Origin of the sequence: Gallaecimonas mangrovi (genome assembly GCF_003367375.1) — a bacterium.
Lineage (GTDB): Bacteria > Pseudomonadota > Gammaproteobacteria > Enterobacterales > Gallaecimonadaceae > Gallaecimonas > Gallaecimonas mangrovi.
This window is the reverse complement of sequence record NZ_CP031416.1, coordinates 633,022-657,593: the sequence shown is the minus strand read 5'-3', so window position 1 is coordinate 657,593 and position 24,572 is coordinate 633,022. Positions and strand designations below refer to the sequence as shown.

General features: G+C 53.3%; 19 protein-coding genes, 1 tRNA gene and 2 rRNA genes. 5 read left to right on the top strand and 17 right to left on the bottom strand.

Going from position 1 to position 24,572, the window contains the following annotated elements; genetic code table 11:
* Window positions 1-3 precede the first annotated feature (3 nt).
* A complete protein-coding gene (gene nrdR, locus DW350_RS03120; protein ID WP_115717446.1) occupies window positions 4-453 on the bottom strand; it encodes a transcriptional regulator NrdR in 450 nt (149 codons plus the stop codon).
* Window positions 454-521: 68 nt separating this feature from the next.
* A complete protein-coding gene (gene glyA / locus DW350_RS03115; protein WP_115717445.1) occupies window positions 522-1,778 on the bottom strand; it encodes a serine hydroxymethyltransferase in 1,257 nt (418 codons plus the stop codon).
* A gap of 159 nt (window positions 1,779-1,937) precedes the next feature.
* Between glyA and ettA the strand changes: the two genes are divergently transcribed.
* From ettA to DW350_RS03100, 3 genes are all read left to right on the top strand, one after another.
* Complete coding sequence (gene ettA / locus DW350_RS03110; protein ID WP_115717444.1) at window positions 1,938-3,602, top strand: energy-dependent translational throttle protein EttA; 1,665 nt, start codon at window positions 1,938-1,940, stop codon at window positions 3,600-3,602.
* An 88-nt stretch (window positions 3,603-3,690) separates the two neighbouring features.
* Window positions 3,691-4,056: a PilZ domain-containing protein gene (locus DW350_RS03105; RefSeq protein ID WP_115717443.1), complete on the top strand. Its 366-nt coding sequence runs from the start codon at window positions 3,691-3,693 to the stop codon at window positions 4,054-4,056.
* The gene (locus DW350_RS03100; protein WP_115717442.1) at window positions 4,050-4,427 is read left to right on the top strand and encodes a PilZ domain-containing protein; all 378 of its coding nucleotides are present in this window, start codon (window positions 4,050-4,052) and stop codon (window positions 4,425-4,427) included. Before DW350_RS03105 ends, DW350_RS03100 begins: the two co-directional genes overlap by 7 nt.
* A gap of 25 nt (window positions 4,428-4,452) precedes the next feature.
* Here the strand turns inward: DW350_RS03100 and radA are convergent, their stop codons facing one another.
* Entirely contained in the window at window positions 4,453-5,817 is a 1,365-nt protein-coding gene (gene radA / locus DW350_RS03095; protein ID WP_115717441.1) for a DNA repair protein RadA, read from the bottom strand.
* A 91-nt stretch (window positions 5,818-5,908) separates the two neighbouring features.
* On the opposite strand from radA, the gene DW350_RS03090 reads away from it, so the two are divergent.
* Window positions 5,909-8,257: a PilZ domain-containing protein gene (locus DW350_RS03090; protein WP_115717440.1), complete on the top strand. Its 2,349-nt coding sequence runs from the start codon at window positions 5,909-5,911 to the stop codon at window positions 8,255-8,257.
* On the opposite strand, the gene DW350_RS03085 is transcribed toward DW350_RS03090, so the two are convergent.
* Together DW350_RS03085 and serB are read right to left on the bottom strand one after the other, a co-directional pair.
* Window positions 8,235-9,110, bottom strand: a complete 876-nt coding sequence (locus DW350_RS03085; protein WP_115717439.1) for an alpha/beta fold hydrolase — start codon at window positions 9,108-9,110, stop codon at window positions 8,235-8,237. The genes DW350_RS03090 and DW350_RS03085 overlap by 23 nt on opposite strands.
* A complete protein-coding gene (gene serB / locus DW350_RS03080) occupies window positions 9,103-10,095 on the bottom strand; it encodes a phosphoserine phosphatase SerB (protein ID WP_152032929.1) in 993 nt (330 codons plus the stop codon). Before serB ends, DW350_RS03085 begins: the two co-directional genes overlap by 8 nt.
* 35 nt (window positions 10,096-10,130) lie before the next feature.
* Here serB and DW350_RS03075 point away from each other — a divergent pair, with 35 nt between their 5' ends.
* A complete protein-coding gene (locus tag DW350_RS03075; protein WP_115717435.1) occupies window positions 10,131-10,733 on the top strand; it encodes an AhpA/YtjB family protein in 603 nt (200 codons plus the stop codon).
* Window positions 10,734-10,770: 37 nt separating this feature from the next.
* Here the strand turns inward: DW350_RS03075 and deoD are convergent, their stop codons facing one another.
* The 12 genes from deoD to DW350_RS03015 all read right to left on the bottom strand — a co-directional run bounded on the left by deoD (window position 10,771) and on the right by DW350_RS03015 (window position 24,370).
* On the bottom strand, window positions 10,771-11,481 hold the full coding sequence (deoD, locus tag DW350_RS03070) for a purine-nucleoside phosphorylase (protein WP_115717434.1): 711 nt from the start codon (window positions 11,479-11,481) through the stop codon (window positions 10,771-10,773).
* Between the two features lie 371 nt (window positions 11,482-11,852).
* Window positions 11,853-13,166: a thymidine phosphorylase gene (gene deoA, locus DW350_RS03065; protein ID WP_115717433.1), complete on the bottom strand. Its 1,314-nt coding sequence runs from the start codon at window positions 13,164-13,166 to the stop codon at window positions 11,853-11,855.
* Window positions 13,163-13,933 carry a deoxyribose-phosphate aldolase gene (deoC, locus tag DW350_RS03060; protein ID WP_115717432.1) on the bottom strand — a complete coding sequence of 257 codons (771 nt, stop codon included), beginning with the start codon at window positions 13,931-13,933 and terminating at the stop codon, window positions 13,163-13,165. The genes deoA and deoC overlap by 4 nt, the downstream gene beginning before the upstream one ends.
* Before the next feature lie 390 nt (window positions 13,934-14,323).
* Window positions 14,324-15,796 (bottom strand): NupC/NupG family nucleoside CNT transporter, encoded by a 1,473-nt coding sequence (locus DW350_RS03055; protein WP_336406996.1) that lies wholly within the window; start codon window positions 15,794-15,796, stop codon window positions 14,324-14,326.
* 128 nt (window positions 15,797-15,924) lie between these two features.
* A complete protein-coding gene (locus tag DW350_RS03050; RefSeq protein WP_115717431.1) occupies window positions 15,925-16,692 on the bottom strand; it encodes a TatD family hydrolase in 768 nt (255 codons plus the stop codon).
* Between the two features lie 30 nt (window positions 16,693-16,722).
* On the bottom strand, window positions 16,723-18,300 hold the full coding sequence (gene prfC, locus DW350_RS03045; RefSeq protein ID WP_115717430.1) for a peptide chain release factor 3: 1,578 nt from the start codon (window positions 18,298-18,300) through the stop codon (window positions 16,723-16,725).
* A gap of 89 nt (window positions 18,301-18,389) precedes the next feature.
* Window positions 18,390-18,833: a ribosomal protein S18-alanine N-acetyltransferase gene (gene rimI, locus DW350_RS03040; protein WP_115717429.1), complete on the bottom strand. Its 444-nt coding sequence runs from the start codon at window positions 18,831-18,833 to the stop codon at window positions 18,390-18,392.
* A complete protein-coding gene (locus tag DW350_RS03035) occupies window positions 18,808-19,095 on the bottom strand; it encodes a hypothetical protein (protein ID WP_152032928.1) in 288 nt (95 codons plus the stop codon). Before DW350_RS03035 ends, rimI begins: the two co-directional genes overlap by 26 nt.
* A 126-nt stretch (window positions 19,096-19,221) precedes the next feature.
* Window positions 19,222-19,297, bottom strand: a tRNA-Trp gene (locus tag DW350_RS03030).
* A gap of 79 nt (window positions 19,298-19,376) precedes the next feature.
* Window positions 19,377-20,186 carry an HDOD domain-containing protein gene (locus DW350_RS03025; RefSeq protein ID WP_115717427.1) on the bottom strand — a complete coding sequence of 270 codons (810 nt, stop codon included), beginning with the start codon at window positions 20,184-20,186 and terminating at the stop codon, window positions 19,377-19,379.
* A 1,062-nt stretch (window positions 20,187-21,248) separates the two neighbouring features.
* Window positions 21,249-21,363: ribosomal RNA gene (gene rrf / locus DW350_RS03020) — 5S ribosomal RNA — on the bottom strand.
* 116 nt (window positions 21,364-21,479) lie between these two features.
* Window positions 21,480-24,370, bottom strand: a 23S ribosomal RNA gene (locus DW350_RS03015).
* Between the last annotated feature and the right edge of the window lie 202 nt (window positions 24,371-24,572).

Here is a 24,572-nt window from a genome sequence, read left to right as displayed (position 1 = left end):
TACTCAGTCTTCTAAGCGCGCAATGGCTTCGCCAAATTCTCTGACATCTTCAAAACTACGATACACAGAGGCAAAGCGAATATAGGCCACTTTATCCAAGCCCTTAAGGGCGTCCATGACCAGTTCACCTATCATGCCGGAGGGCACTTCCCGCTCGCCGGTGGCGCGCAGGGTACTTAAAATTTTATTGATGGCCTGCTCGACTCTTTCTGCCGCCACTGGCCGTTTTTCCAGCGCTTTCATAATACCGCCGCGCAGTTTTTGCTCATCAAAAGGCACGCGAATACCGTCGCGTTTAATTACGCGCGGCATCACCAGTTCGGCGGTTTCAAAAGTCGTAAAGCGTTCATGACAGGCCAGGCATTCACGGCGACGACGGACCTGATGGCCGTCAGCAACCAGGCGCGAGTCGATCACCTTGGTGTCCTCGGCACTACAAAAAGGGCAATGCATGTGGGGCCTCCCAAACAAAACTGGCCGCAAAAGCGGCCAGTGAAGGATACCCGAATTGACGGTTTTAATTAACCGTAAACGGGAAAGCGGCGGCAAAGATCAAGCACTTGGCCTTTAACACGCTCAATGGTGGCGTCATCAGTGATGTTATCGAGCACATCACAGATCCAACCGGCAAGGGCGGTCACTTCGGCTTCACCGAAACCACGGCTGGTAACGGCCGGAGTACCCAGGCGCAGACCGGAGGTCACGAAGGGAGAACGTGGGTCGTTAGGCACGGAGTTTTTGTTGACGGTGATGTTGGCGCGGCCAAGGGCGGCGTCAGCGTCTTTACCGGTGATGTCTTTGTCGATGAGGTCAACCAAGAACAGGTGGTTTTCAGTACCGCCAGAGACGATTTTGTAGCCACGCTCTTGCATGACTTTCACCATCGCTTGGGCGTTTTTCAGCACCTGTTGCTGCATGGTTTTGAACTCAGGGCTCAGCGCTTCTTTAAAGGCAACGGCTTTGGCGGCAATAACATGCATCAAGGGGCCGCCCTGGCCACCAGGGAATACCGCTGAGTTAAGCTTCTTGTAGATAGCTTCGTCGCCGCTGGCAGACAAAATCAGGCCGCCGCGGGGGCCAGCCAGGGTTTTGTGGGTGGTGGTGGTTACCACGTGGGCGTGGGGCAGCGGCGAAGGGTAAACGCCAGCAGCAACCAAGCCAGCCACGTGGGCCATATCAACAAACAGGTAAGCACCCACTTCGTCAGCGATTTCGCGGAAGATGCTCCAGTCGATGATTTGGCTGTAAGCAGAGAAGCCAGCCACAATCATTTTCGGTTTGTGCTCTTTGGCCAGGGCACGTACTTCTTCGTAATCAATCAGGCCAGTTTCCTGGTTGATGCCGTATTGCACCGCGTTATAAATCTTGCCGGAGAAGCTGACGGTAGCGCCGTGCGTCAGGTGGCCACCGTGGGCCAGGCTCATGCCCAGTACGGTATCGCCCGGCTCGCAAAGGGCCATGTAAACGGCGCTGTTAGCCTGGGAACCAGCATGGGGCTGAACGTTGGCGTAGTCAGCACCAAACAGCTCTTTGGCACGGTTAATGGCCAGGTCTTCGGCGATATCAACATATTCGCAGCCACCGTAGTAACGCTTATGGGGGTAGCCTTCAGCGTATTTGTTGGTAAGCTGGGAGCCCTGGGCTTCCATCACGCGCTTAGAGGTATAGTTTTCAGAAGCGATCAGTTCGACGTGATCCTCCTGGCGTTGCACCTCCTGCTGCATGGCTTCCCACAATTCGGGGTCAAATTGTGCGATGGAAAGTTTTGAATCCAACATGGTTTCTCCAGGGCTCGCTAGCCGTCAGTTCGTCAAAAGGAAAAAGTGGGCGCTATTTTACCCTGATACGCAATCGCTTTCCTATCCCGGATCGCTGGTAAGGGCCATTCGTTTGGATACAATAGGCCTCATTCAAACCCGCAACCATAGAGAAAAGATATGGCTCAGTACATCTACACGATGAGCCGGGTGAGTAAGGTCGTACCACCCAAGAAATACATTCTGAAGAATATCTCCCTGTCATTCTTCCCCGGGGCCAAGATAGGCGTGCTGGGTTTGAACGGTGCCGGTAAGTCGACCTTGCTGCGCATCATGGCAGGCATAGATACCGAAATCGACGGTGAGGCGCGGCCGCAGCCCGGCATTAATGTGGGCTACCTGCCACAGGAACCCAAGCTGGACCCGGAAAAAACCGTACGCGGCAATATTGAAGAAGCGGTGGCAGATGTCATAGACGCCATGCGCCAACTCGACGAGGTTTATGCCGCCTACGCCGACCCGGATGCCGACTTTGACAAGCTGGCCAAAAAACAGGGTGAGCTTGAAAACCTCATTCAGGCCAAAGACGGCCATAACCTTGAAAACACCCTAGAGCGCGCCGCCGAAGCCCTGCGCTTGCCGGCTTGGGACGCCGACGTCACCAAGCTGTCGGGTGGTGAACGCCGCCGGGTAGCGCTGTGCCGGTTGCTGCTGTCGCAGCCCGACATGCTGCTACTGGACGAGCCAACCAACCACTTGGACGCCGAGTCTGTGGCCTGGCTTGAGCGCTTCTTGCACGACTACAGCGGCACCGTTGTGGCCATTACCCACGACCGTTATTTCCTCGATAACGTTGCAGGCTGGATTTTGGAACTGGACCGCGGCGAAGGCATTCCTTGGGAAGGTAACTACTCTTCCTGGCTGGAACAGAAAGAAAAACGCCTGGAGCAGGAAGAAAAATCCGAAGCGGCCCGCCAAAAATCCATTCAAAAAGAATTGGAATGGGTACGCCAGAATCCGAAAGGCCGCCAGGCCAAATCCAAGGCCCGGATGGCGCGTTTTGAAGAACTGCAAAACCAGGACTTTCAAAAACGCAACGAAACCAACGAACTCTTTATTCCGCCGGGCCCACGCCTTGGCGACAAGGTGCTGGAAGTAAGTAACCTTAAAAAGAGCTTTGGCGACCGGGTACTGATTGACGACCTGAGCTTTAGCGTACCCAAGGGCGCTATTGTCGGCATTATCGGCCCCAACGGCGCCGGTAAATCCACCCTGTTTAAAATGATCCAAGGCACCGAAAAACCCGATTCTGGCGACGTTGTGCTGGGCGAAACCGTGCAAGTGGCGGCAGTAGACCAGTTCCGCGACGCCATGGACGGTAATAAAACCGTCTGGGAAGAGGTGTCTGGCGGCCAGGACATTCTCAAAGTTGGTAACGTTGAACTGCCCAGTCGCGCCTATGTTGGCCGCTTTAACTTCCGCGGTAACGACCAGCAAAAACGGGTGGGTGAACTGTCGGGCGGTGAACGTGGCCGTTTGCATTTAGCCAAACTGCTGCAATCGGGCGGCAACTTCTTGCTGCTGGATGAACCGACTAACGATCTGGACGTTGAAACCCTGCGCGCTCTGGAAAACGCCCTATTGGATTTCCCTGGCTGCGCTATGGTGATTTCGCACGACCGCTGGTTCCTGGACCGGGTAGCCACTCACATTCTGGACTACCGCGACGAAGGGCAAGTGAACTTCTTCGAAGGCAGCTACACCGACTACGAAGAGTACATGAAAGACAAGTACGGCGCCCAGGCCATGGAACCGCACCGCATCAAGTACAAGAAATTGAGCTAACCTAAGCTTTGGCTAAACAAATGCCGCCTTCAGGCGGCATTTTTATTGGTCGCTTCTATACTTAGGCAACCTTTTACGGAATCAAGCCATGGTTGAGCGAAGTCGTTTCATCCAATTCGTTGGCAACACCCCGGTGCGGATCTGCAAAGGCGAACGCTGCTGGGACTTCACACTGCTCGATCTTTCTTTGCAGGGTGCCGTGGTGCATGGTGCCCTTCCCTCAGATCTCATTATTGGCGATCACGCCACCTTAAGTTTGCGCTTGCCCGAAGGCGACGCCTTTATACAGATGCATACCCAAATTCGTTTCTTAGAACAGGACCGACTGGGCATGGAGTGCCTGAACATCTGTGCCGATTCATCGGGACACCTTAAGCGTATGGCCGCCTTATACCTCGGCTCTACCAACTGGTTATACCGTGACTGCTTTACCTTGTGGGAGGACCAATGGTGACTGTTGAGCGCCGCGAATTTACCCGTATTCCTTTCGAGCGCCCAGCCAATATTTGCCTGGGAAAACGTTGCTGGCCAACACAAGTGCAAGACTTGTCGTTAAAAGGCGCCTTAATCACCCAGCCGCCAGAGTGGCCAGCCCGCATTGGTGAATACTGCCAATTACATTTAGCACTGGATGATGTGGGTGACGACATCCGCTTAAGTTGCACCTTAGTGGGCACCAGTAGCGGCCATTTACACCTCTTGGTTAACGAAATGGACGTGGAATCGGCCAGCCGCTTGCGCCGCCTGGTGGAGCTTAACTTAGGTAACCCTGAGCTGTTAGAAAGAAACCTGGGTAACCTTATCGACAGCCAGTTAAGCCGTTAAAAAAGCCGCCTTTACGGCGGCTTTTTTACAACACGGCTTCCAACGCTTCAGACAGTTTGGTGACCCCCACCACTGACATCCCTTTGGGGAGCTGCTTGGGCACATTGGCCTTGGGCACAATGGCGCGGGTAAAGCCGTGCTTGGCGGCCTCGTTAAGGCGCTCAGAACCCGACGGCACCGGCCGAATTTCTCCAGACAGCCCCACTTCGCCAAAAATCACCATATCCCGCGGCAAGACGCTATTTCTAAAACTCGACACCATAGCCAGCAGCATCGCCAAGTCAGCACTGGTTTCTGCTACCCGTACCCCGCCCACCACGTTAACAAAGACGTCTTGGTCAGACATTTGTAGCCCGCCGTGACGGTGCATCACCGCCAGCAGCATCGCCAAGCGGTTTTGCTCAAGGCCAACCGCCACCCGGCGCGGGTTATTCAGTGGCGAGGCATCCACCAAGGCCTGCAGTTCCACCAACAGTGGCCGAGTGCCTTCCCAGATAACCATAACAATAGAGCCGGGGGCTTGTTCTTCGGCGCGCTGCAAGAAAATGGCAGACGGGTTCGACACTTCCTTGAGGCCTTGGCCGGTCATGGCAAACACCCCCAACTCGTTCACCGCCCCAAAGCGGTTTTTCTGGCCTCGCAGGGTGCGAAAGCGCGAATCGCTGTCGCCTTCCAGCAGCACCGAACAGTCAATACAGTGCTCTAACACCTTGGGCCCTGCCAAGGTGCCGTCTTTGGTGACGTGGCCAACCATGATAATGGCCACATTGTTCTGCTTGGCAAAACGGGTGAGATAAGCAGCTGACTCGCGCACCTGTGACACCGACCCAGGTGCCGACTGAATATCGACCATATGCATCACCTGGATGGAGTCAATTACCATCACCTTCGGCTTTTCCTGCTCGGCAATGGCCATAATGGTTTCGATGCTGGTTTCGGTCAGCATTTTGAGCTTGGTGGTGGGAAGACCAAGGCGTTTGGCGCGCATTGCTACCTGCTGCAAGGATTCTTCACCGGTGACATAAAGCGTTGGCATTTTCTCAGCCAAGGCGCACATGGTTTGCAATAGGAGCGTTGATTTACCGGCGCCGGGGTGGCCACCAATCAGCACCGCCGAGCCTGGCACGATGCCGCCGCCAAGCACCCGGTCGAGTTCGCCAAAGCCGCTATGGATCCGCGGCAATTCGGTTAAATCCACTTCGGCAAGGGTGGTCACTTGCGCGGTGGTGGTTCCGGCATAACCGGTGCGGCTAGCCGGGCCGCTTGGCGTGGGGCCTAGACGCATTTCGGTGATGGTATTCCAGGCTCCGCATTCGCTGCATTGGCCTTGCCAGCGGGGAAAATCCGCGCCACAGTCGCTGCAAACATAAGCGGTTTTACGTTTCGCCATGAGATCCTCTTAACGTCTAATTAAATCAGTGACTCGACAGCCCGGAATCAGCACCACATAATGGACTTAACACCAATCCAACAATGAACCTGTGTTAGATATTCGCTCTGAATTCAAGGATGTATCCAGTCATCCCATTATCAGTCAGCTCAGGGCTCTGGTCGGCGAACCAGAGTTCGAGGCTTTGTTTAACCAACTGACCGAAAATGAAGACTCTAATACTCGCTTCCTGCTGCGCATGGAATTGCGCCGGGTTGCGGCCCCTTGCCAACGCGTTATTGACCTTAGGCCCAAGGGTATTAAGCGCTGCCAATTGGTAGAATACAAAGGCCAAACCCATTATATGGACGAAGGTGCCAAACGGGTTTTTGAAGCTGGCCTTAAAGAATTTGCTGGCCGTTATACCATGGCCATCTTTGATGATATAGAGCGCTACGCTCAGTCCGCCAAGCTACTCAGTCAAGACAGTGACGAAGAAGATGAAGACGCACTCTGGCTGGAATTAGTGCGCTTTGGCAGCCTGTTAAACCGTGACGGCGAGCGCATGCACTTTGCCACACCGGTCGTGCTGCGCCAACAGGGCATGGGCGAGCTTAGCGGCTCAACCTCGGATATTTCGGCCAGCGGCGCCCAAGTGCTTCTGGCCCAGCAAGTCTATGTAAATCCTGAATTAGCGGTTGAGCTGACCTTTCCCAAGCTGACCGATAGCCGCCGTAAGCCCTGGCCTGCCCTGGCTTATCAGGTTATTTCCCAACAAGAAAACCGCCTCAAGCTCAAGCTTAAAGACCCGGATGAAACCGTTAAGGCGCTGCTAGAAAACCTGATTGAGCACAATCAAAAGCGCTACAAGCTGGATATTCGCCATATCCAGGAAACCACCCGTTCCCGTGGTTTTGAGCAAATGCAGCTTAACCATTCTTCGGCGATGGCCATTTTCTTTAACCAAGAACATCTTGCCCGCTATTGCCTGACAACACACCATAACCGGCCGCTGCAAAACCGGTTATTTGATGGTGATAAAAGCCTGATACCGGAAATGCTGTCACCAAGACGGGTTAAAGCCTTACTGGAAAAAGACAGCAGTGAACGGGAAAGCTACATACTGCGTTTTGAACACCATCAACAAGGCAAGGTTTTTCAATTTGCCGCCGACATCGACCACCTGCGCCGCCAAGGCATGCTGGAAGGCTTTTTGCGGTTTGCCGCCAGCAAACCCGGTTGGCAGGTCCTTAAGGTCAATCTGTTCGATGCCGAGGTGCAAGACTTAGCCACACTCGACAAAGACAGTAACGCCAGCCATAGCGAACTGCAGCTGACCGATACCCCTTTACCGAAAATACCCCAAGAGCTACTGAAACTGAGCAGCCTGGCCATTTTGCGGGACGTTACCCAGGAGTGGCTCACCAAGGCTGCCCAGGAGATGCCAGACGTAAAACAAGACCCCAATCAGCTAGCGCCGTTTTGTGTGCAGTGGCGGCCCGGTGTGCAGCGCGTTGCCATGCGTTTTAACGACATGCGCATCGAGCCGCGTTATCGCTATAAAACGCCGGTACAGCTTTACACCGATGGCAAAGAACTGAATGCCGAGCTGGTGGATTTTTCGACCCAAGGGCTTTGCATCAACTTACAAAGCCCGCTAGAAGAGATGCCGGCAGAACTGGACGTGGCCCTGCCCAAGCTGCAAAAGCTGTCCAGTCGCTTTGATTTAATGCAAATGCCCTATCGGCTGATGCATTTTGATGCGCAAAACCAAAGAGCGCATTTGATGATCCAAAGCACCGGTGTGGCCCACCCGGCTAAACGCTTTTTCCGCCAACTTATCGATGCCAACGAAGGCCGCTTACAGCGGGTTGAAGAAGACGCGCAAAGCTTTGGCATTGCCAGGGCACTGCGCCAAAGCTTGGTGGCTTCAGCCCTGCCCTGCTGTCTTTTCGTGCAAAAGGACAGCGGTAAAATCAAACCCCAGTGGTTGGGTCTGCCGGTGAGCAGCCTGCCGCTACCGGTCATGCTATCGAGGCTGAGCCAACTGCACGAAGGCCAGGTACCGCTAGATAATTTGATGAGCTTGCAGATGTTCCGCCAGCTCATTGATGATTGGCGCGACCAACAAGCCAGCAGCCAGTCGTTGTTGGTGGCCTTAGATAACAACGGCCTGCCGGTGATGAGTCGCCTGCAAAGCCAATTACCCGGTCCAGAAACCCGGCGTTTTTTAGAAAAAGCGTTAGAAAAAGGCCGTTGGGGGGTTTGGCAATTGGAGCTGGTGCGTACCCCAAAACCGGACATGCATTACATCCAGCAGGAGCTGAACTTTATTGGCCGGCAGGCGCTACACCGCGCCAAGCGGCTAGAAGCCGACCTTTGGAGTACCGTTGCCATGATTGAGGTTACCGATATCACGGCAATCGCCGCACTAATGCTTAACCTAAAAGCCAATCCCTGACTTTTGGAAACAGCTCTTTCGCCGCATCACTGCCTACCAGCATATCGAGGTGGTTGTAGTTGCGGCGAAAGCCATTGGTTTTCGCCAACAGCGTGATTTGCCCCTTCGCTGCCATTTCCTGTTGAAAGCGCGCCACATCCCGAGGATTCCCCAAAGCCTTATCCGCTTTACCCGCCAATAGCCAAAGCCTTGGCCAGTCAACGTTGCATGCCGCCTTGGCATAATCAAAGCCGTCTTTGGGGTCTATCCAAGGGCGCTTTTTAACCCAGGCAATCGAGTCGGCCAAGGCATTGGCCGTTTCGTTATCCGCGCCAATTTTTTTTGCTTTGGCCGGCAGATACCCATGCCTTCTCACCCACCATGGCGCTAACAGGTTCCAAACCAGCTCTACCTTAATCAGCCGCTCAAAACTCCAGCTATGAATACTGCGTTTACTGCCAAAAAAGGTCAGGCTGGCAACACGGCTAGCAAGGCCGGGAAACCGCGCCAAGGTAGACGCCATCAGCACACCACCCCAGGAATGGGCCAGCCAATGCACTGCCTGCCCTGGATGCCTATCCATAATAAAACGCTGCACCGCCGGCAGGTCGTCGCGAATGGCCTCAAGCTGGCCGTGCCGGGCCTGAGAATTGATAGGCGGCTCACTTAAGCCACGGCCGCGAAGGTCGAGCACATAAACCCGAAAGCCTTGCGCCGCCAAATACGGCGCCAAACCTTTACCGGAGTCGGAATAAAACACTTTGCCATTGCTGATAGCGCCATGGAGCATCAGTAACGGTTGCCCTTGGTCTGGACCAAAGCAACGAAGATGCAGCTGCTGCCCATCGACCGCTACAAACAGCGACTCAGGCATCGGCGTTTTCCAGCAGGGCCTGCACGGCACTCATGTCGGTGCTGATTACCGCGCCGCGTGCGGCGAGGCGCACTTTTGGCTTGCCGTGGTAGGCAATGCCAAGGCCCGCTTCAGCCAGCATCAACAAATCATTAGCGCCGTCGCCCAGCGCCAACACTTGGCTAGCGGGCAGCCCGGCTTGGTTACGCAGGCGGATAAGCATGTCTTTTTTAAACTGGCCATCAACGATTTGACCCAGCACCTGACCAGAGAGCTTACCGTCGACAATTTCCAATACATTGGCTTCGGCCCAGTCCAGCGCCAGGTGTTCCTGTACCCGATGGGCAAAAAAGGTAAAGCCGCCAGAGACCAGTGCCGTTTGCCAACCCGCGTCTTGCAGCCTTTTAACAAGGCTTTCAATGCCTGGGGTATAAGCGATATTTTCTGCCACTTTTTCCAGCACTTCGGTAGGAGTGCCAGTCAACTTGGCAACCCGCTCTTTCAAGCTTTGGGAAAAATCCAGCTCGCCACGCATGGCACGGGCCGTTACCTCTGACACCGCTTGGCCACAACCGGACAGCTCGGCAATATCGTCAATGCATTCCCCTTCAATAGCGGTGGAATCCATATCCATAATCAGCAGCCCCGGTTCGGCCAATGACGGAAAAGGCCCCGGCATCAGTTCTACCTTAAACGCCTCGGCCCGCTGCAGATACAAGGCTTTATCAGGCGCCGTTTCAAACCAAAGGTCAAAGCTGTCGCCCTGGCGCCATTTCAGTTCGCTCCAGGCTAAACCGTCAAGTAAGCCATAAAGGCCACCTAAGGTGAGACCCGGTGCAAAGCCGCGAAAATGTACCTTATTGTCACGGTAGACTCGCCGGCCTTCTTCAAGTGGCCAAGCATTGCGTTCCAAGGCGTTAGAGGGCTGTAAAGCCGGGCCTTTTTCGCCGGGCACCAAGACCCGCTGAGCAACTGGCAGTGCTTGAACAATAAGGGCGAGAGACATCTCATGTGGAAGATAAAAGATAACCTGCTGATTCAATGCGCTGTTCCAAATGGGGTTCCTGCGGCTATCATAGCGCCATGATGAAAAAGGCAACACCTACTTTCCCTGGCCGTCGCCGCCGTTGGCTGCGTTTGGTAGCCATAACCCTAGCACTTTCGCTGCTAGGCGTGCTGCTGTGGCGCTGGCAAACTCTGGCTCAGGCGGGGCTGGAGGTGGAACGCCAGCAAATTAATGTGATGGCAAGAGCCCTCACTTCACAGGCCGCTTACGCCGCCGGCCAATTGATGAGCCAAGGGGAAGACAGCGCCTTAAAAGGCTTGGCAGAACGTTTGGCCAAGGAGCCGCAATTGCTGGACGCCGCGATTTATGACGCCACCGGCGCGGTGCTGGCCCGAAGCGGCTCCCATAAAACGGTGCTGAGCATTTTGCAAAAAGCCGACGAGAAGCACCTGATCCCTTATGTGTCTGAAATAAAAGATGACGGCCAGATCTTAGGTTACCTGCGTATTACCTTGTCGGAAGAAAAGGTGGTGCATGATTCCCGCACCTATCGCCATCAAGTGGGAAAAAGCCTGCGGGTGATGCTGCTGATGGCCATCGTGATGGGCTTTCTGATTGCCTACGCTGTTAGGCGATAAAAAAAGCGCCCAAAGGCGCTTTTTTAATACACTTAACTTAACCCAGCAGCACCGATTCTAACGCCACTTCAATCATGTCGTTAAAGGTCAACTGCCGTTCTTCGGCGGTGGTTTCTTCGCCGGTACGAATATGGTCGGAAACGGTGACAATACACACCGCTTGCGCGCCAAATTCAGCCGCTACGCCGTAAAGGCCTGCCGCTTCCATTTCCACACCTAAGATGCCGTGTTTTTCCATGACGTCAAACATGCTGGCATCGGGGTTGTAGAACAAGTCGGCCGAAAACACGTTACCCACTCTGACCGCTACGCCCTTAGCTGCCGCCGCATCTACGGCGTTTTTCACCAGTGAAAAGTCAGCAATGGCGGCAAAGTCGTGGTCTTTAAAACGCATGCGGTTTACTTTGGAATCGGTGCTGGCACCCATGCCAATGATCACGTCGCGTACTTTTACGTCGGTGCTAATGGCACCACAAGAACCAACCCGGATCAGCTTTTTAACGCCGAACTCGGTGATCAACTCTTTGGCGTAAATGGATACAGAAGGAATGCCCATGCCGTGGCCCATCACCGAGATCTTACGTCCCTTATAGGTGCCGGTGTAACCGAGCATGTTGCGAACATTGGTCACTTCAACAGCGTCTTCCAGGAAGGTTTCGGCGATATACTTGGCGCGCAGAGGATCCCCTGGCATCAGTACCACGTCGGCGAAATCACCCGGGTTAGCGTTAATGTGCGGCGTAGCCATAACGTTTCCTTTTCTATTCTCAAAAGCAATTGCTTGTTAAACCCTTTAAGGCTCAGCCAAGCACCTTCGGTTAGCAAGCCAAAAAGCCACCAAAGGCACCCAATCAACGGCAAAGCCCACAGACGCTGGCACCGCCAACGCTAAAATTCACCACGAACAGCACCACTCGGATATGACCAAACTGTTGCCGTTTGTGCCAAGTCACCTTGTTGAGCGGTCCGTATTATTGATGTCGAACCCCGCGCAATAGCGCATCCAGGCTGCGTTATTACCATCTTGTAACGCAAAGGCAATAACGCGGCCGATATTGTAGGGTGCCAAAGGCGTTCTGACCAGTTTGTAGCAGCCTCGGCACAACTGTCCCAGGGTTGTTATGAGCCAGATAGCACCTCATAAACCACTGGCGACGGCTGATAGTCACCCACATTAATAGCGGCTTTAATGGCCGCTTCTGCCGCGTCAAGGTCGGCTTCGCTGCGGCCGTGTACCGTGGCTAAAGGCCGGTCACTACGCTGGCCTAAACGAATAAGGCCACTTAGGCCAACGCTGCTGTCGATGCTATCGCCAGCGCGCCGGCGGCCACCACCCAGTGCCAGCACCGCCATACCCATAGCGCGGGTATCCATATAACTAACCACCCCAACCTGGTCGGCGTAAACATCGCGGCGACAAGGCGCTTGCGGCAAATATTGCTGGGGCCTTTCCAAAAAGTCGCTAGGGCCACCCAAACTTGCCACCATACGGGCAAAACGTTCAGCCGCTTGGCCACTGGCAAGGGCCTTGTCGAGTTTGACTTTGGCCTCTTGGCCGCTGCTGGCAAGGCCACCTGCTTGTAGCATCTGGCTGCCAAGGGCCATAACCACTTCGCCCAAGCGCGGGTTATGACCTTCTGCTTTTAAATAGCGCAGCGTTTCGCTTATCTCCAAAGCGTTGCCGGCGCTTGATGCCAGCGGCTGATTCATGTCGGTCAGCAGCGCCCGAGTGGGCGTACCGGCTTGGCCGGCCACAGTGGCGATGGCATCAGCCAGCGCTTTGGCCTGGTTATAGCTCGGCATAAAGGCCCCAGAGCCGACCTTAACGTCCATCACCAAGGCATCAAGCCCGCACGCGAGCTTCTTCGACAAAATAGACGCGGTGATAAGGGCCATAGACTCCACCGTCGCAGTAATATCGCGGGTGGCGTAAAAGCGTTTATCGGCCGGGGCAAGACTGCCGGTTTGGCCAATAATGGCCAGACCGTTTTCCTTGATAATGCGTTTAAAGGCGGCGTCATCCGGGCTGACGTTGTAGCCAGGAATAGCCTCAAGCTTGTCGAGGGTGCCGCCGGTGTGGCCAAGGCCACGGCCGGAGATCATCGGCACATAGCCGCCACAGGCCGCCACCAAAGGCCCCAGCACCAAGGACACCAAATCCCCAACGCCACCGGTAGAGTGCTTGTCGAGTACGGGCCCTGCCAAATCGAGGGGGCGCCAATCAAGCACAGTGCCGGAATCGCGCATGGCAAGGGTTAATGCCACCCGTTCGTCCAGGGTCATGTCGTTGAAATAGATGGCCATGGCCAGCGCGGCTATCTGCCCTTCGCTGACCTGATTGTCACGAATACCATTGACGAAGAAACGAAGCTCCTGGCTGGACAATGGCAGGCCATCACGCTTTTTGCGGATGATTTCCTGCGCCAGCATCAGTAGCCCCCTTGTTGCTCCACTGCGTCAACGCCCAAGGTTTTTAACAAACTGCCAAGCAGGCTAGAGGCCCCAAAGCGAAAATGCGCAGCGCTCAGCCAACCCGGGCCCATTATCTTTTCAGCAAGGGCCAAATAAGCCGCGGCGTCTTCGCTGGTGCGCACACCACCGGCGGCCTTAAAGCCAACATCTTTACCGCTTTGCTTAATGGCGTTGAGCATAATCTCGCTCGCCTCTAAGGTAGCGTTGATGGCGACCTTGCCAGTGGAGGTTTTAATAAAGTCAGCACCAGCGGCAATAGCAACATCAGCGGCCTTGGCAATCAACGCCGGGCTTTTGAGCTCGCCGCTTTCGATGATGACTTTCAGCAGCACTTCGCCGCAGACGGCTTTGCAGGCTTTAACCAGCTCAAAACCAAGCTGCTCGTCACCCGCCATCAAGGCGCGATAAGGAAACACCACATCCACTTCGTCAGCGCCATAGGCAATGGCGGCGCGGGTTTCGCTAACGGCAATATCGATATCATCGCCGCCATCGGGAAAGTTGGTGACGGTGGCAATTTTTACCTGCCCCTCGACGCCCAGCTCACGCAGGGTTTTACGGGCAATAGGGATAAAGCGCGGGTAAATACAAATGGCCGCCGTGTTGCCCACGGGTGTAACGGCGTCATGGCAAAGGGCAATGACCTTAGCGTTGGTGTCGTTGTCATTGAGCGTGGTTAAATCCATCAAGCCAAGAGCCTGACGGGCAGCAGTTTGTAGATCAGTCATGGGTTGTCCCCTTTGTCAGTGCGCTTGGATGCTCGGCAAGCCAAAAAGCCGACACATTCAGCCCAAACGCAGCGATAAGCAACGCCTGCAGCGCAGGCACAGGGGCGGACTTGGTTCCGTGAAGATTGTAGACAGGTATCGGAAAATCCATTTTCCCTCGCCATTAATGATGGCCCTTACGGGCTAAAGGAGTATGCCAGAATGACAGCCTTGGGCATAGATTGGTGCGAGGTGCCGAAATGAAGTGCCGAAATAAAGCCGGACGGCATCTGGCTATGCGCAATGAAATGCAAGGGCGCCATTAGGCGCCCTTGCTAGAGGGTAAGTATTAACTTAAAACCAATCAAAAAAGGGGCAAAAGCCCCTTTTTAATTAGCAGCTTGGCTGCTGTTAGAAAGTACCCAATGACAGGAACAAACCGGCCAAGGTGGCACTCATTAAGTTAGATAAGGAACCGGCGATAACCGCTTTTAACCCCATCCGCGCAATATCCTGGCGCCGGGTGGGAGCCATACCGCCCAAACCGCCAAGCAAAATGGCGATAGATGAGAAGTTAGCGAAACCGCACAGAGCGAAGGTAACAATCGCCTGGGTATGGGTGGATAAATGCGCCGCTTCTTTGAGGTAAGCCACGTAGGCCACGAACTCGTTCAGCACCAATTTCTGGCCAATGAAGGACCCGGCCGTAATGGCTTCATGCCAAGGTACACCAATCAAAAAGGCAATAGGCGCGAACACGTAGCCCAGCAGCATCTGCAACGACACCTTTTCATTAGCGGCGTTTAAAAGCTGGGTGGCGGCATCATGGGCACCACCTTGGAAACTGGCCAAGCTGGCATTAACCGCTTTGGCAAGCACCTCTCTGTCGATGCTGGTGATATGACTGGCCACGTCATTTACCGGCAGCTTAGCAGTGTCAGCCACCGCGCCAATAAAGGCGGCAAAGTGGTCGGCAGCGGCGCTATTTTGCAGCGCCGCGAAGGCCGCCTTAACGTCGCTGTCGCCATAACCAAACCAGCCACCGATACCGCCCATAATGATGTTAACCAGGGCAATCAAACCGATAAAGGCCAGCAGCATTGCCCCGACATTAAGGGCCAGTTGCATACCGGCAGAGGCACCGGTTGCCGCCGCATCAATCACGTTAGCGGGCTGCTCTTCGTCATCTTCCAGCACTTGCTCTAGGTTCTGGTTGGCTTTTTCGGTTTCCGGCTTCATGATTTTGGCCATTAGCAGGCCACCGGGTGCGGCCATAAACGAGGCGGCAATCAAGTACTTAAGCTCAATCCCCATTTGTGCGTAACCCGCCATAACCGAACCGGCCACAGAAGCGACACCGCCTACCATAATGGCGAACAGCTCAGACTGGGTCATTTTGGCAATAAAGGGGCGAACCACCAGCGGCGCTTCGGTTTGGCCAACGAAGATATTGGCCGTGGCAGAAAGCGACTCGGGGCGCGATGTGCCCAGGGCTTTTTGTAACCCGCCACCAATGATGTTGATAACCCAGGTCATGATGCCAAGGTAATAAAGCACGGCGATAAGGGACGAGAAGAAAACGATAACCGGCAGCACCCGCAGTGCAAAGACAAAGCCACCACCACCGAACAGAGCATACATTTTGTCGGAAACTAAGCCGGCAAACAGAAAGTCGATACCCGCTTGGCAGGCATCAATCACGCTTTGTACACCGTTGGAAACGGCGGTCAGCACGTCTTTACCAAAGGGAATATAGAGTACAAAAGCGGCAATGATTGCCTGAATTGCAAAGGCACCAATTACGGTACGCCAATTGATCGCTTTGCGGTTGTCAGACAACAGCACTGCGATGGCTAGCAGGGCAACTATCCCCACTACACCCATCAAAATATTCATGAAGCCACCATTCCTCAAAAGCTTTTTAATTATCCTGTTACTGATGAACAGGTAGGCGCGCATTATAGCGAAAGGGCCTAGCTTGCCCAGCAAGGGACGGGCGTTTTTCTTGACGCTTATCCCGTTTCGCGGCCGCAAAAGAGGCGCTGGGTGTTAGCGGTCAGGATCTGTGCCAGCGCTTTTTCGTCGATTTGCAGCATTTCAGATAACGCCTTGTGAATAAAGGGTAAATTCTCAGGGCTGTTATATTCGCCCGCCACCCCTTCGGGCAGCATGGCAGGCGCGTCGGTTTCTAGCATTAGATGTTGGCTGGGAACAGCTTTGATGGCGTTACGGGTTTTATGGGCACCGGCTTTGGTGATAACACCCCCAACACCCAAATAGAACCCCAGTTTCACAAAGGCAAGTGCTTGCTCGGCGCTACCGGAGAAGGCGTGAATAACGCCACGGATCCCACGATATTGTTTGAGGATTTCAACCAGCCTGGCATGGCGGCCAACGCTGTGCAGGATAACCGGTTTATCGAGGTCGATGGCTAATTGCAGCTGCTGCTCCAACCACCATTGCTGGGTAGCAGCATCGGGGCCTTTAAACTTATCGAGCCCGGCTTCACCAATTGCCACCAGCTTATCTTTGTTAGCAACCGCAAGGGCCGTTAGGACGCCCAAAGCGGCTTTATCTTCGGGTAGATACCAAGGATGAAAACCGGCGCTTGGCCACACCATTGAAAACGCTTTGGCCAGAGCCAGCGGTCGCTGCAAGTGCTCAAGGCTCACCCCAGGTACCACAACGGCATCAATGCCAAGGGCCTGGCAGCGGGCTAACAGCGGCGCTACCGGCGCAAGTTCGTCAAAGTCGATATGGCAATGGCTGTCTATCAGCATAAAAAAAGCCCCGCTACGCGGGGCTGTCCTTTAGTGTTCCCGGGTCTTATGAAAGATAATATCCGGGTAACGCTCTTGGGTCAGGTTCAAATTGACCATGGTGGGCGCAATGTAGGTGAGGTTGTCACCGCCATCCAATGCCAGATTCAGTGAGCACTTACGCTCAAACTCATCCAGTTTCTTCGAGTCTTTACCTTCAACCCAGCGGGCGGTGGCAACGTTGATAGCCTCGTAAATGGCTTCAACGTTGTATTCCGCTTTCAGGCGGGCCACGACCACATCAAACTGCAACACACCGACAGCGCCAACAATCAGGTCGTTGTTGTCGATGGGGCGGAACACTTGCACAGCTCCCTCTTCGGAAAGCTGTACCAGGCCTTTTAACAGCTGCTTTTGTTTAAGCGGATCTTTAAGGCGAATACGGCGGAACAATTCCGGGGCGAAGTTCGGAATACCAGTGAACTTCATTTTTTCGCCCTGGGTAAAGGTGTCACCAATTTGAATGGTGCCGTGGTTATGCAGGCCAATGATATCGCCAGGGTAGGCTTCTTCCACGGCGCTACGGTCACCGGCCATAAAGGTCAGGGCGTCAGCAATGTTCACATCTTTACCGATGCGCACGTGGTGCATTTTCATGCCCTTTTGGTACTTACCGGAAACGATACGCATAAAGGCAACCCGGTCCCGGTGTTTCGGGTCCATGTTGGCCTGAATTTTAAAGACAAAACCGGAGAAGTTATCGTCGCTGGCGGTTACCAAACGCTCGTCGGTTTGACGCGGCTGCGGCGTTGGCGCCCAGTCGGTTAAACCGTCAAGCATGTGGTCAACCCCGAAGTTGCCCAGGGCTGTGCCCCAGAATACCGGCGTTAATTCACCTTTTAAGAATGCGTCCAGCTCAAATTCATTAGACGCGCCTTGCACCAGCTCTAACTCGTCACGTAACTCTTGAGCGTCGCCACCCAGCAGCGCTTCAAGTTCGGGGTTATCCAGGCCTTTAATCACCCGCCGTTCCTGGATGGTGTGACCCTGGCCGGATTTATAAAGAATGATTTCATCGTTGGCGATATGATAAACGCCCTTAAAGCCTTTACCGCAACCAATGGGCCAAGTGATGGGCGCGCAACGAATTTTAAGCACGCTTTCCACTTCGTCCATCAGTTCCATTGGGTCGCGAATATCACGGTCCAATTTATTCATGAAGGTCAGAATGGGCGTATCACGCAGGCGAGTCACTTCCATCAGTTTGATGGTCCGGTCCTCAACACCTTTCGCTGAGTCAATCACCATCAGGCAGGAGTCGACAGCGGTCAGGGTACGATAGGTATCTTCCGAGAAGTCTTCGTGACCGGGGGTGTCCAGCAGGTTTACCAGGCTCTGGCGATAGGGAAACTGCATCACCGAGGTGGTAACAGAAATACCCCGCTCTTTTTCCATTTCCATCCAGTCAGACTTGGCATGCTGGCCCGAACCACGGCCTTTTACGGTACCAGCCTTTTGCAGTGCCTGCCCGAACAGCAGCACCTTCTCGGTGATGGTGGTTTTACCGGCATCGGGGTGACTGATAATGGCGAAGGTGCGGCGTTTGGCAACCTCGGCAGGGATGGACATGAGCTACTCACCAACTGTCAAAACACAAGCCGCGGATTATACCCTGTACCGGGCCGCTTCTAAACAGAGCTAAAGACAGAAGCGAGTAATTAAGGCGCAGTTAGTGCCAGACACATCACCAGCGCGTCTTCACGGCCTTGCACGCAGGGGTAGTAGCCTTTGCGTCGGCCCACTTCTTTAAAGCCGTGGCGAAGATAAAGCCTAATTGCAGCACTATTACTGGCCCTGACTTCTAAAAAAATGGCGTTATCCCCGGCCGCCTTTGCTTCAGCAATAAGGTCTGCCATTAACTGCTGCCCTAGCCCTTGGCCACGACAATCAGGTAATACGCAGATATTAAAAAGCGTGGTTTCGTCCAGCACCCGCTGGCAAATACTAAAGGCCAGCGGCTGTTGCTGCTGGCAAAAAAGCCGCACCCGGTAGCCGCCGCCAAAGCAGCTCGCCAATTGCTTATCGGTCCAAGGATACTGCTGAGTTGCCTCAATTAACGCCAGCTTGGCCAGGTCGTCAACAGTTGCTGTGCTGAGCGTCATAATGCGGATAAAGCTGCTGCCAGAGTTGGCGTTTAAAGGAGGCCGAATTAAGGCATTGCTGGGGGTCAATTGCAATGTCGCCACCGGGGCCCCAATGCAGGCCAACCGCCTTTTCTACCAGCGTGAAAGCCATGGCGTCAGCAACCGCTTGGCAAAATGCCCGGCTGTCATCGGTCAATGGGAAGCTCACCCCTAACAAGGGCGTTTCTTGTGCTGACTTCGGGCGGTATCTTACCAATCCCAGTTCGGTTAGATAATCCAATGGACAAGTTCCCAGTTGCGAAGCTACCAGTGTAAAAGCTCACAATGCTAAGGAAAAGGACATTAGCCGAAGCTAGCTTGAGATACAAAAAAGCCTGCTCAAATGAGCAGGCTTTTTCGTTTGATTTGGCAGGGGCGGAGGGACTCGAACCCCCAACTTTCGGTTTTGGAGACCGACGCTCTACCAATTGAACTACGCCCCTGTAAAGCGGTTGCCATTATAGCGACTCGGGCTTAGAGGTAAAGGGCTTTTCGCTCCAAAACCAGTTGTTTGCTTCCTTTTTATACTGCCGCCATAAAAGGACTGCCGTTCCGTTCAACCGCTTCTTTGGCGGTAACAAGGGCCGCCCACTCTAAACCGAGCTTACTGGCTAAAGGTTGTGGCCAGGATGGCGGTGGATCTTTAGGTAATTCATGCCTCTCTAACAACCAAGTACTGAGGAAAATCAGCCCCGCTTCAGGGCTCAGTTTGGTGTGTTGCATCGGCGAGAATTGTTCGCGCAGGCCCGTTACTACCGGCTCAGGAAAATGCCAACGCCGAGCCAGTTCAGCGCCAATTTCAGCGGAAGTGAAACCCAACACCGACTTTTCGGCCTGTAGGCGCCCTTGTCTGGCACTAAGCGCCATGATGTCATCGGCCTCTTTTGGGTCCACCACAACCAGCAGCAGCAAACCTAAGTCGTGCAGCATGCCGCAGGTGAACTCTTGCTCTGCCGGTAACCCTGCCGAAACCGCTAACTGACGGCAAACCTCTGCGGTTTGAAAGCTCTTCTTCCAGAACGCCTGTAAATCCAACCCCGGAATGGAGTCGGTTGCCGAAATAAGGCCAGAGGCGATCACCAAGGTACGTAACCTTTCCAGGCCAAGCCGAATTGATGCTTCCTTAACCGAGGCGATTTCACGAACCCCGCCAAACCGGGACGAGTTCGCGAGCCTTAATACCTTCGCTGACAGCACCGGATCTTGGCTCAGATCGGTGACAATGCGGTTCATATCCGGGTCGGGGTCATTAAAAGTAGCAATCAGATCCTGAACAATTTCAGGAATATTAGGAAGCAGATGGGGTTTATCAAAAAACTCTTTTAACTGCATTGTCCATTCCTCATAACGGTGCTCAATCAGTGTAGTAGAGGAAATGGCGACAAGAACATTAATCCTTTTGACAACAAGGTAGTGCGTCAAAAAATTAAAATTTATTCGATACAAAATGCCGGTTGGTCTATCGCTAAGCAGTAATGAAATACGCCGCGTGTATTTGGGCTAACCGCTTCGCGCTACGTACCTGAGCCCGTTTCGTTCGAAGCGGAGAAGGGACCTGCTCCACTGGATTTTAGCCATAAGACGATAACAGTCACCAAAGTGTGACAAAGAATACAGTGAATTTACTGACTCCAGGGATGTGAGCCCATTCTTGTGAGCTAATAGGTGGCTCAAGAAGGGTGAGTTCTCCCAGTAGTTAAGTCTCACAACCCTAAAACGTAGAGTGTCAAGTACTACCAATTAACCCATAACGAAAACCAGGGGGCTGTTACCAGCTAATAAAAAGGAGGGCTGAATGAAGCCCTTCTTTTTACCGGTTTCTCCATCCCATTGGATTTCTCGAAGGAATTTGTGCTGGAGGAAAGCGACGGTCCCAAAAGCCTGTGGGGCCTAGAATTGATACCCGGTAAAGTTGATCCAATCTTAACTGCAGTGCTCTTGAGTCAACATCTGGCAGCATGGATCGGATCTCAGGTAACGAAAACTCATGTGATGTAAGACGCGCCACAGCCAACTTAATTCTCTGGTCGATATCGTTCATTACTGCATCTCCACTTGTAAGACTGGCTTTCAATGTAAGCCAAACACCCCCAGAAAGGCAAAAAATCCTTTACTTATCATTAAGTTAAAAAAATAATAGTTGACGCTATTATAGGTATCAAAAATAGCGAAACCATAAGGTAATGGCCTGCATGGTAGAATTTCAGGAGCAAAGAAAGGATAGATATGAATTATGGTGTGTTAACTCTATGCATATCTGGGATTTAGAGATGATGACCTGCTATCACATGGCGACCCAATCGTCGGGAGCGATTGGGAAAATCGGTGCCGAGCGTAGCCCAAATGCAAAAACCCCCGGCCTTTCGGTCGGGGGTTTTGCGTTTCGTATTAGGTGCCTGGCAGTGACCTACTCTCACATGGCGAATGCCACACTACCATCGGCGCAACTGCGTTTCACTTCTGAGTTCGGAATGGAGTCAGGTGGTTCCACAGCGCTATTGCCGCCAGGCGAATTCATTTAAGTCCGCTCAATGAGCCAACTTATCAATTCGGATTAAAGCTGATGTAACACTTTTAAGAGGTCTCACCCTTACTTGGCGTCCACCAAAACCCTTTGGGTGTTGTATGGTTAAGCCGCACGGGCAATTAGTACTGGTTAGCTCAACGTATCGCTACGCTTACACACCCAGCCTATCAACGTCCTGGTCTTGAACGACCCTTTAGGAGACTCGAAGTCTCAGGGATGACTCATCTCGAGGCTTGCTTCCCGCTTAGATGCTTTCAGCGGTTATCAATTCCGAACTTAGCTACCGGGCAGTGCCACTGGCGTGACAACCCGAACACCAGAGGTTCGTTCACTCCGGTCCTCTCGTACTAGGAGCAACCCTCTCAATCATCCAACGCCCACGGCAGATAGGGACCGAACTGTCTCACGACGTTCTGAACCCAGCTCGCGTACCACTTTAAATGGCGAACAGCCATACCCTTGGGACCGACTTCAGCCCAGGATGTGATGAGCCGACATCGAGGTGCCAAACACCGCCGTCGATATGAACTCTTGGGCGGTATCAGCCTGTTATCCCCGGAGTACCTTTTATCCGTTGAGCGATGGCCCTTCCATTCAGAACCACCGGATCACTATGACCTACTTTCGTACCTGCTCGACGTGTCTGTCTCGCAGTTAAGCTGGCTTATGCCATTGCACTAACCTCCTGATGTCCGACCAGGATTAGCCAACCTTCGTGCTCCTCCGTTACGCTTTAGGAGGAGACCGCCCCAGTCAAACTACCCACCAGACACTGTCCTTAATCCCGATAAGGGACCGAAGTTAGAACATCAAACATACAAGGGTGGTATTTCAAGGTTGGCTCCACACATACTGGCGTACGTGTTTCATAGCCTCCCACCTATCCTACACATGTAGGCTCAATGTTCAGTGTCAAGCTGTAGTAAAGGTTCACGGGGTCTTTCCGTCTAGCCGCGGGTACACTGCATCTTCACAGCGAGTTCAATTTCACTGAGTCTCGGATGGAGACAGCATGGCCATGGTTACACCATTCGTGCAGGTCGGAACTTACCCGACAAGGAATTTCGCTACCTTAGGACCGTTATAGTTACGGCCGCCGTTTACCGGGGCTTCGATCAAGAGCTTCACCTTACGGCTAACCCCATCAATTAACCTTCCGGCACCGGGCAGGTGTCACACCGTATACGTCCTCTTTCGAGTTTGCACAGTGCTGTGTTTTTGATAAACAGTCCCAGCCATCTGGTCACTGCGACTCTCAACTGCTTACGGAGCAAGTCCTTCACAATCAAGAGCGTACCTTCTCCCGAAGTTACGGTACTATTTTGCCTAGTTCCTTCACCCGAGTTCTCTCAAGCGCCTTAGTATTCTCTACCTGACCACCAGTGTTGGTTTGGGGTACGGTTCCTATGCAACTGAAGCTTAGAGGCTTTTCCTGGAAGCGTGGCATCAACAGCTTCGTGACCGTAGTCACTCGTCTCGTGTCTCGGAATTAGCAGCCCGGATTTACCTAAGCTACCTCCCTACGCACTTTCACATGGACAACCAACGCCATGCCTGCCTAGCCTTCTCCGTCCCCCATCGCATTGCATAGAAGTACAGAAATATTAATCTGTTTCCCATCGACTACGGCTTTCGCCCTCGCCTTAGGAGCCGACTCACCCTGCCCCGATTAACGTTGGACAGGAACCCTTGGTCTTCCGGCGTGGAGGTTTTTCACCCCCATTAACGTTACTCATGTCAGCATTCGCACTTCTGATACCTCCAGCATGCCTCCCGACACACCTTCAACGGCTTACAGAACGCTCCTCTACCGCTCACACATAGTGTGAACCCGTAGCTTCGGTGCATAGCTTAGCCCCGTTACATCTTCCGCGCAGACCGACTCGACTAGTGAGCTATTACGCTTTCTTTAAAGGGTGGCTGCTTCTAAGCCAACCTCCTAGCTGTCTAAGCCTTTCCACATCGTTTCCCACTTAGCTATGACTTGGGGACCTTAGCTGACGGTCTGGGTTGTTTCCCTTTTGACAACGGACGTTAGCACCCGCTGTCTGTCTCCCGGATAGTACTCTTGGGTATTCGGAGTTTGCATGGGTTTGGTAAGTCGGGATGACCCCCTAGCCCAAACAGTGCTCTACCCCCAAGGTATTCGTCCGAGGCGCTACCTAAATAGCTTTCGAGGAGAACCAGCTATCTCCCGGTTTGATTGGCCTTTCACCCCTAATCACAGGTCATCCCCTACTTTTGCAACAGTAGTGGGTTCGGTCCTCCAGTACCTGTTACGGCACCTTCAACCTGCCCATGACTAGATCACCGGGTTTCGGGTCTATACCTTGCGACTGGACGCCCAGTTAAGACTCGGTTTCCCTACGGCTCCCCTATTCGGTTAACCTCGCCACAAAATATAAGTCGCTGACCCATTATACAAAAGGTACGCAGTCACACCCGAAGGTGCTCCTACTGCTTGTACGTACAGGGTTTCAGGTTCTATTTCACTCCCCTCGCCGGGGTTCTTTTCGCCTTTCCCTCACGGTACTGGTTCACTATCGGTCAGTTGGGAGTATTTAGCCTTGGAGGATGGTCCCCCCATATTCAGTCAAGATACCACGTGTCCCGACCTACTCATCGTGTGCAACAATGCTTGCCATTTCATGTACGGGACTATCACCCTGTATCGCGGCACTTTCCAGAGCCTTCCACTATGACAAACACTGATAAACACACTGGGCTGTTTCCCGTTCGCTCGCCGCTACTGAGGAAATCTCAATTGATTTCTCTTCCTCGGGGTACTTAGATGTTTCAGTTCTCCCGGTTCGCCTCGTTACCCTATGTATTCAGGTAACGATACTTGCTTATGCAAGTGGGTTTCCCCATTCGGAAATCATTGGCTCAAGCGGTTCTTATCACCTCACCAATGCTTATCGCAGATTAGCACGTCCTTCATCGCCTCCAACTGCCTAGGCATCCACCCTGTACGCTTAGTCACTTAACCATACAACCCCTAAGGGTTTCGCTTGCGCGAACCTTAATATCGACGTTAACGACATTAAGCTGTATGTGACTAACACCTGGTTTTTTCGCCGGACGCTCAAATAAAAAATGAGAGTCTCTTTAAATTTGCAGTGTTATATCAGCTTTCCGAATTGTTAAAGAACAGGCTTAAAAAAGCCTAAGGTAAGTGCTGTCACTTAACT

Coding starts and splice junctions, on each gene's coding strand:
- deoC (WP_115717432.1), bottom strand. CDS start 13,933: ATGACTGATCTACAAACTGCTGCCCGTCAGGCTCTTGGCTTGATGGAT.
- serB (WP_152032929.1), bottom strand. CDS start 10,095: ATGTCTCTCGCCCTTATTGTTCAAGCACTGCCAGTTGCTCAGCGGGTC.
- deoD (WP_115717434.1), bottom strand. CDS start 11,481: ATGGCTACGCCGCACATTAACGCTAACCCGGGTGATTTCGCCGACGTG.
- rimI (WP_115717429.1), bottom strand. CDS start 18,833: ATGACGCTCAGCACAGCAACTGTTGACGACCTGGCCAAGCTGGCGTTA.
- DW350_RS03055 (WP_336406996.1), bottom strand. CDS start 15,796: ATGGGTGTAGTGGGGATAGTTGCCCTGCTAGCCATCGCAGTGCTGTTG.
- radA (WP_115717441.1), bottom strand. CDS start 5,817: ATGGCGAAACGTAAAACCGCTTATGTTTGCAGCGACTGTGGCGCGGAT.
- glyA (WP_115717445.1), bottom strand. CDS start 1,778: ATGTTGGATTCAAAACTTTCCATCGCACAATTTGACCCCGAATTGTGG.
- DW350_RS03100 (WP_115717442.1), top strand. CDS start 4,050: ATGGTGACTGTTGAGCGCCGCGAATTTACCCGTATTCCTTTCGAGCGC.
- prfC (WP_115717430.1), bottom strand. CDS start 18,300: ATGTCCATCCCTGCCGAGGTTGCCAAACGCCGCACCTTCGCCATTATC.
- DW350_RS03085 (WP_115717439.1), bottom strand. CDS start 9,110: ATGCCTGAGTCGCTGTTTGTAGCGGTCGATGGGCAGCAGCTGCATCTT.
- ettA (WP_115717444.1), top strand. CDS start 1,938: ATGGCTCAGTACATCTACACGATGAGCCGGGTGAGTAAGGTCGTACCA.
- DW350_RS03075 (WP_115717435.1), top strand. CDS start 10,131: ATGCGCTGTTCCAAATGGGGTTCCTGCGGCTATCATAGCGCCATGATG.
- DW350_RS03025 (WP_115717427.1), bottom strand. CDS start 20,186: ATGCAGTTAAAAGAGTTTTTTGATAAACCCCATCTGCTTCCTAATATT.
- DW350_RS03050 (WP_115717431.1), bottom strand. CDS start 16,692: ATGCTGATAGACAGCCATTGCCATATCGACTTTGACGAACTTGCGCCG.
- nrdR (WP_115717446.1), bottom strand. CDS start 453: ATGCATTGCCCTTTTTGTAGTGCCGAGGACACCAAGGTGATCGACTCG.
- DW350_RS03105 (WP_115717443.1), top strand. CDS start 3,691: ATGGTTGAGCGAAGTCGTTTCATCCAATTCGTTGGCAACACCCCGGTG.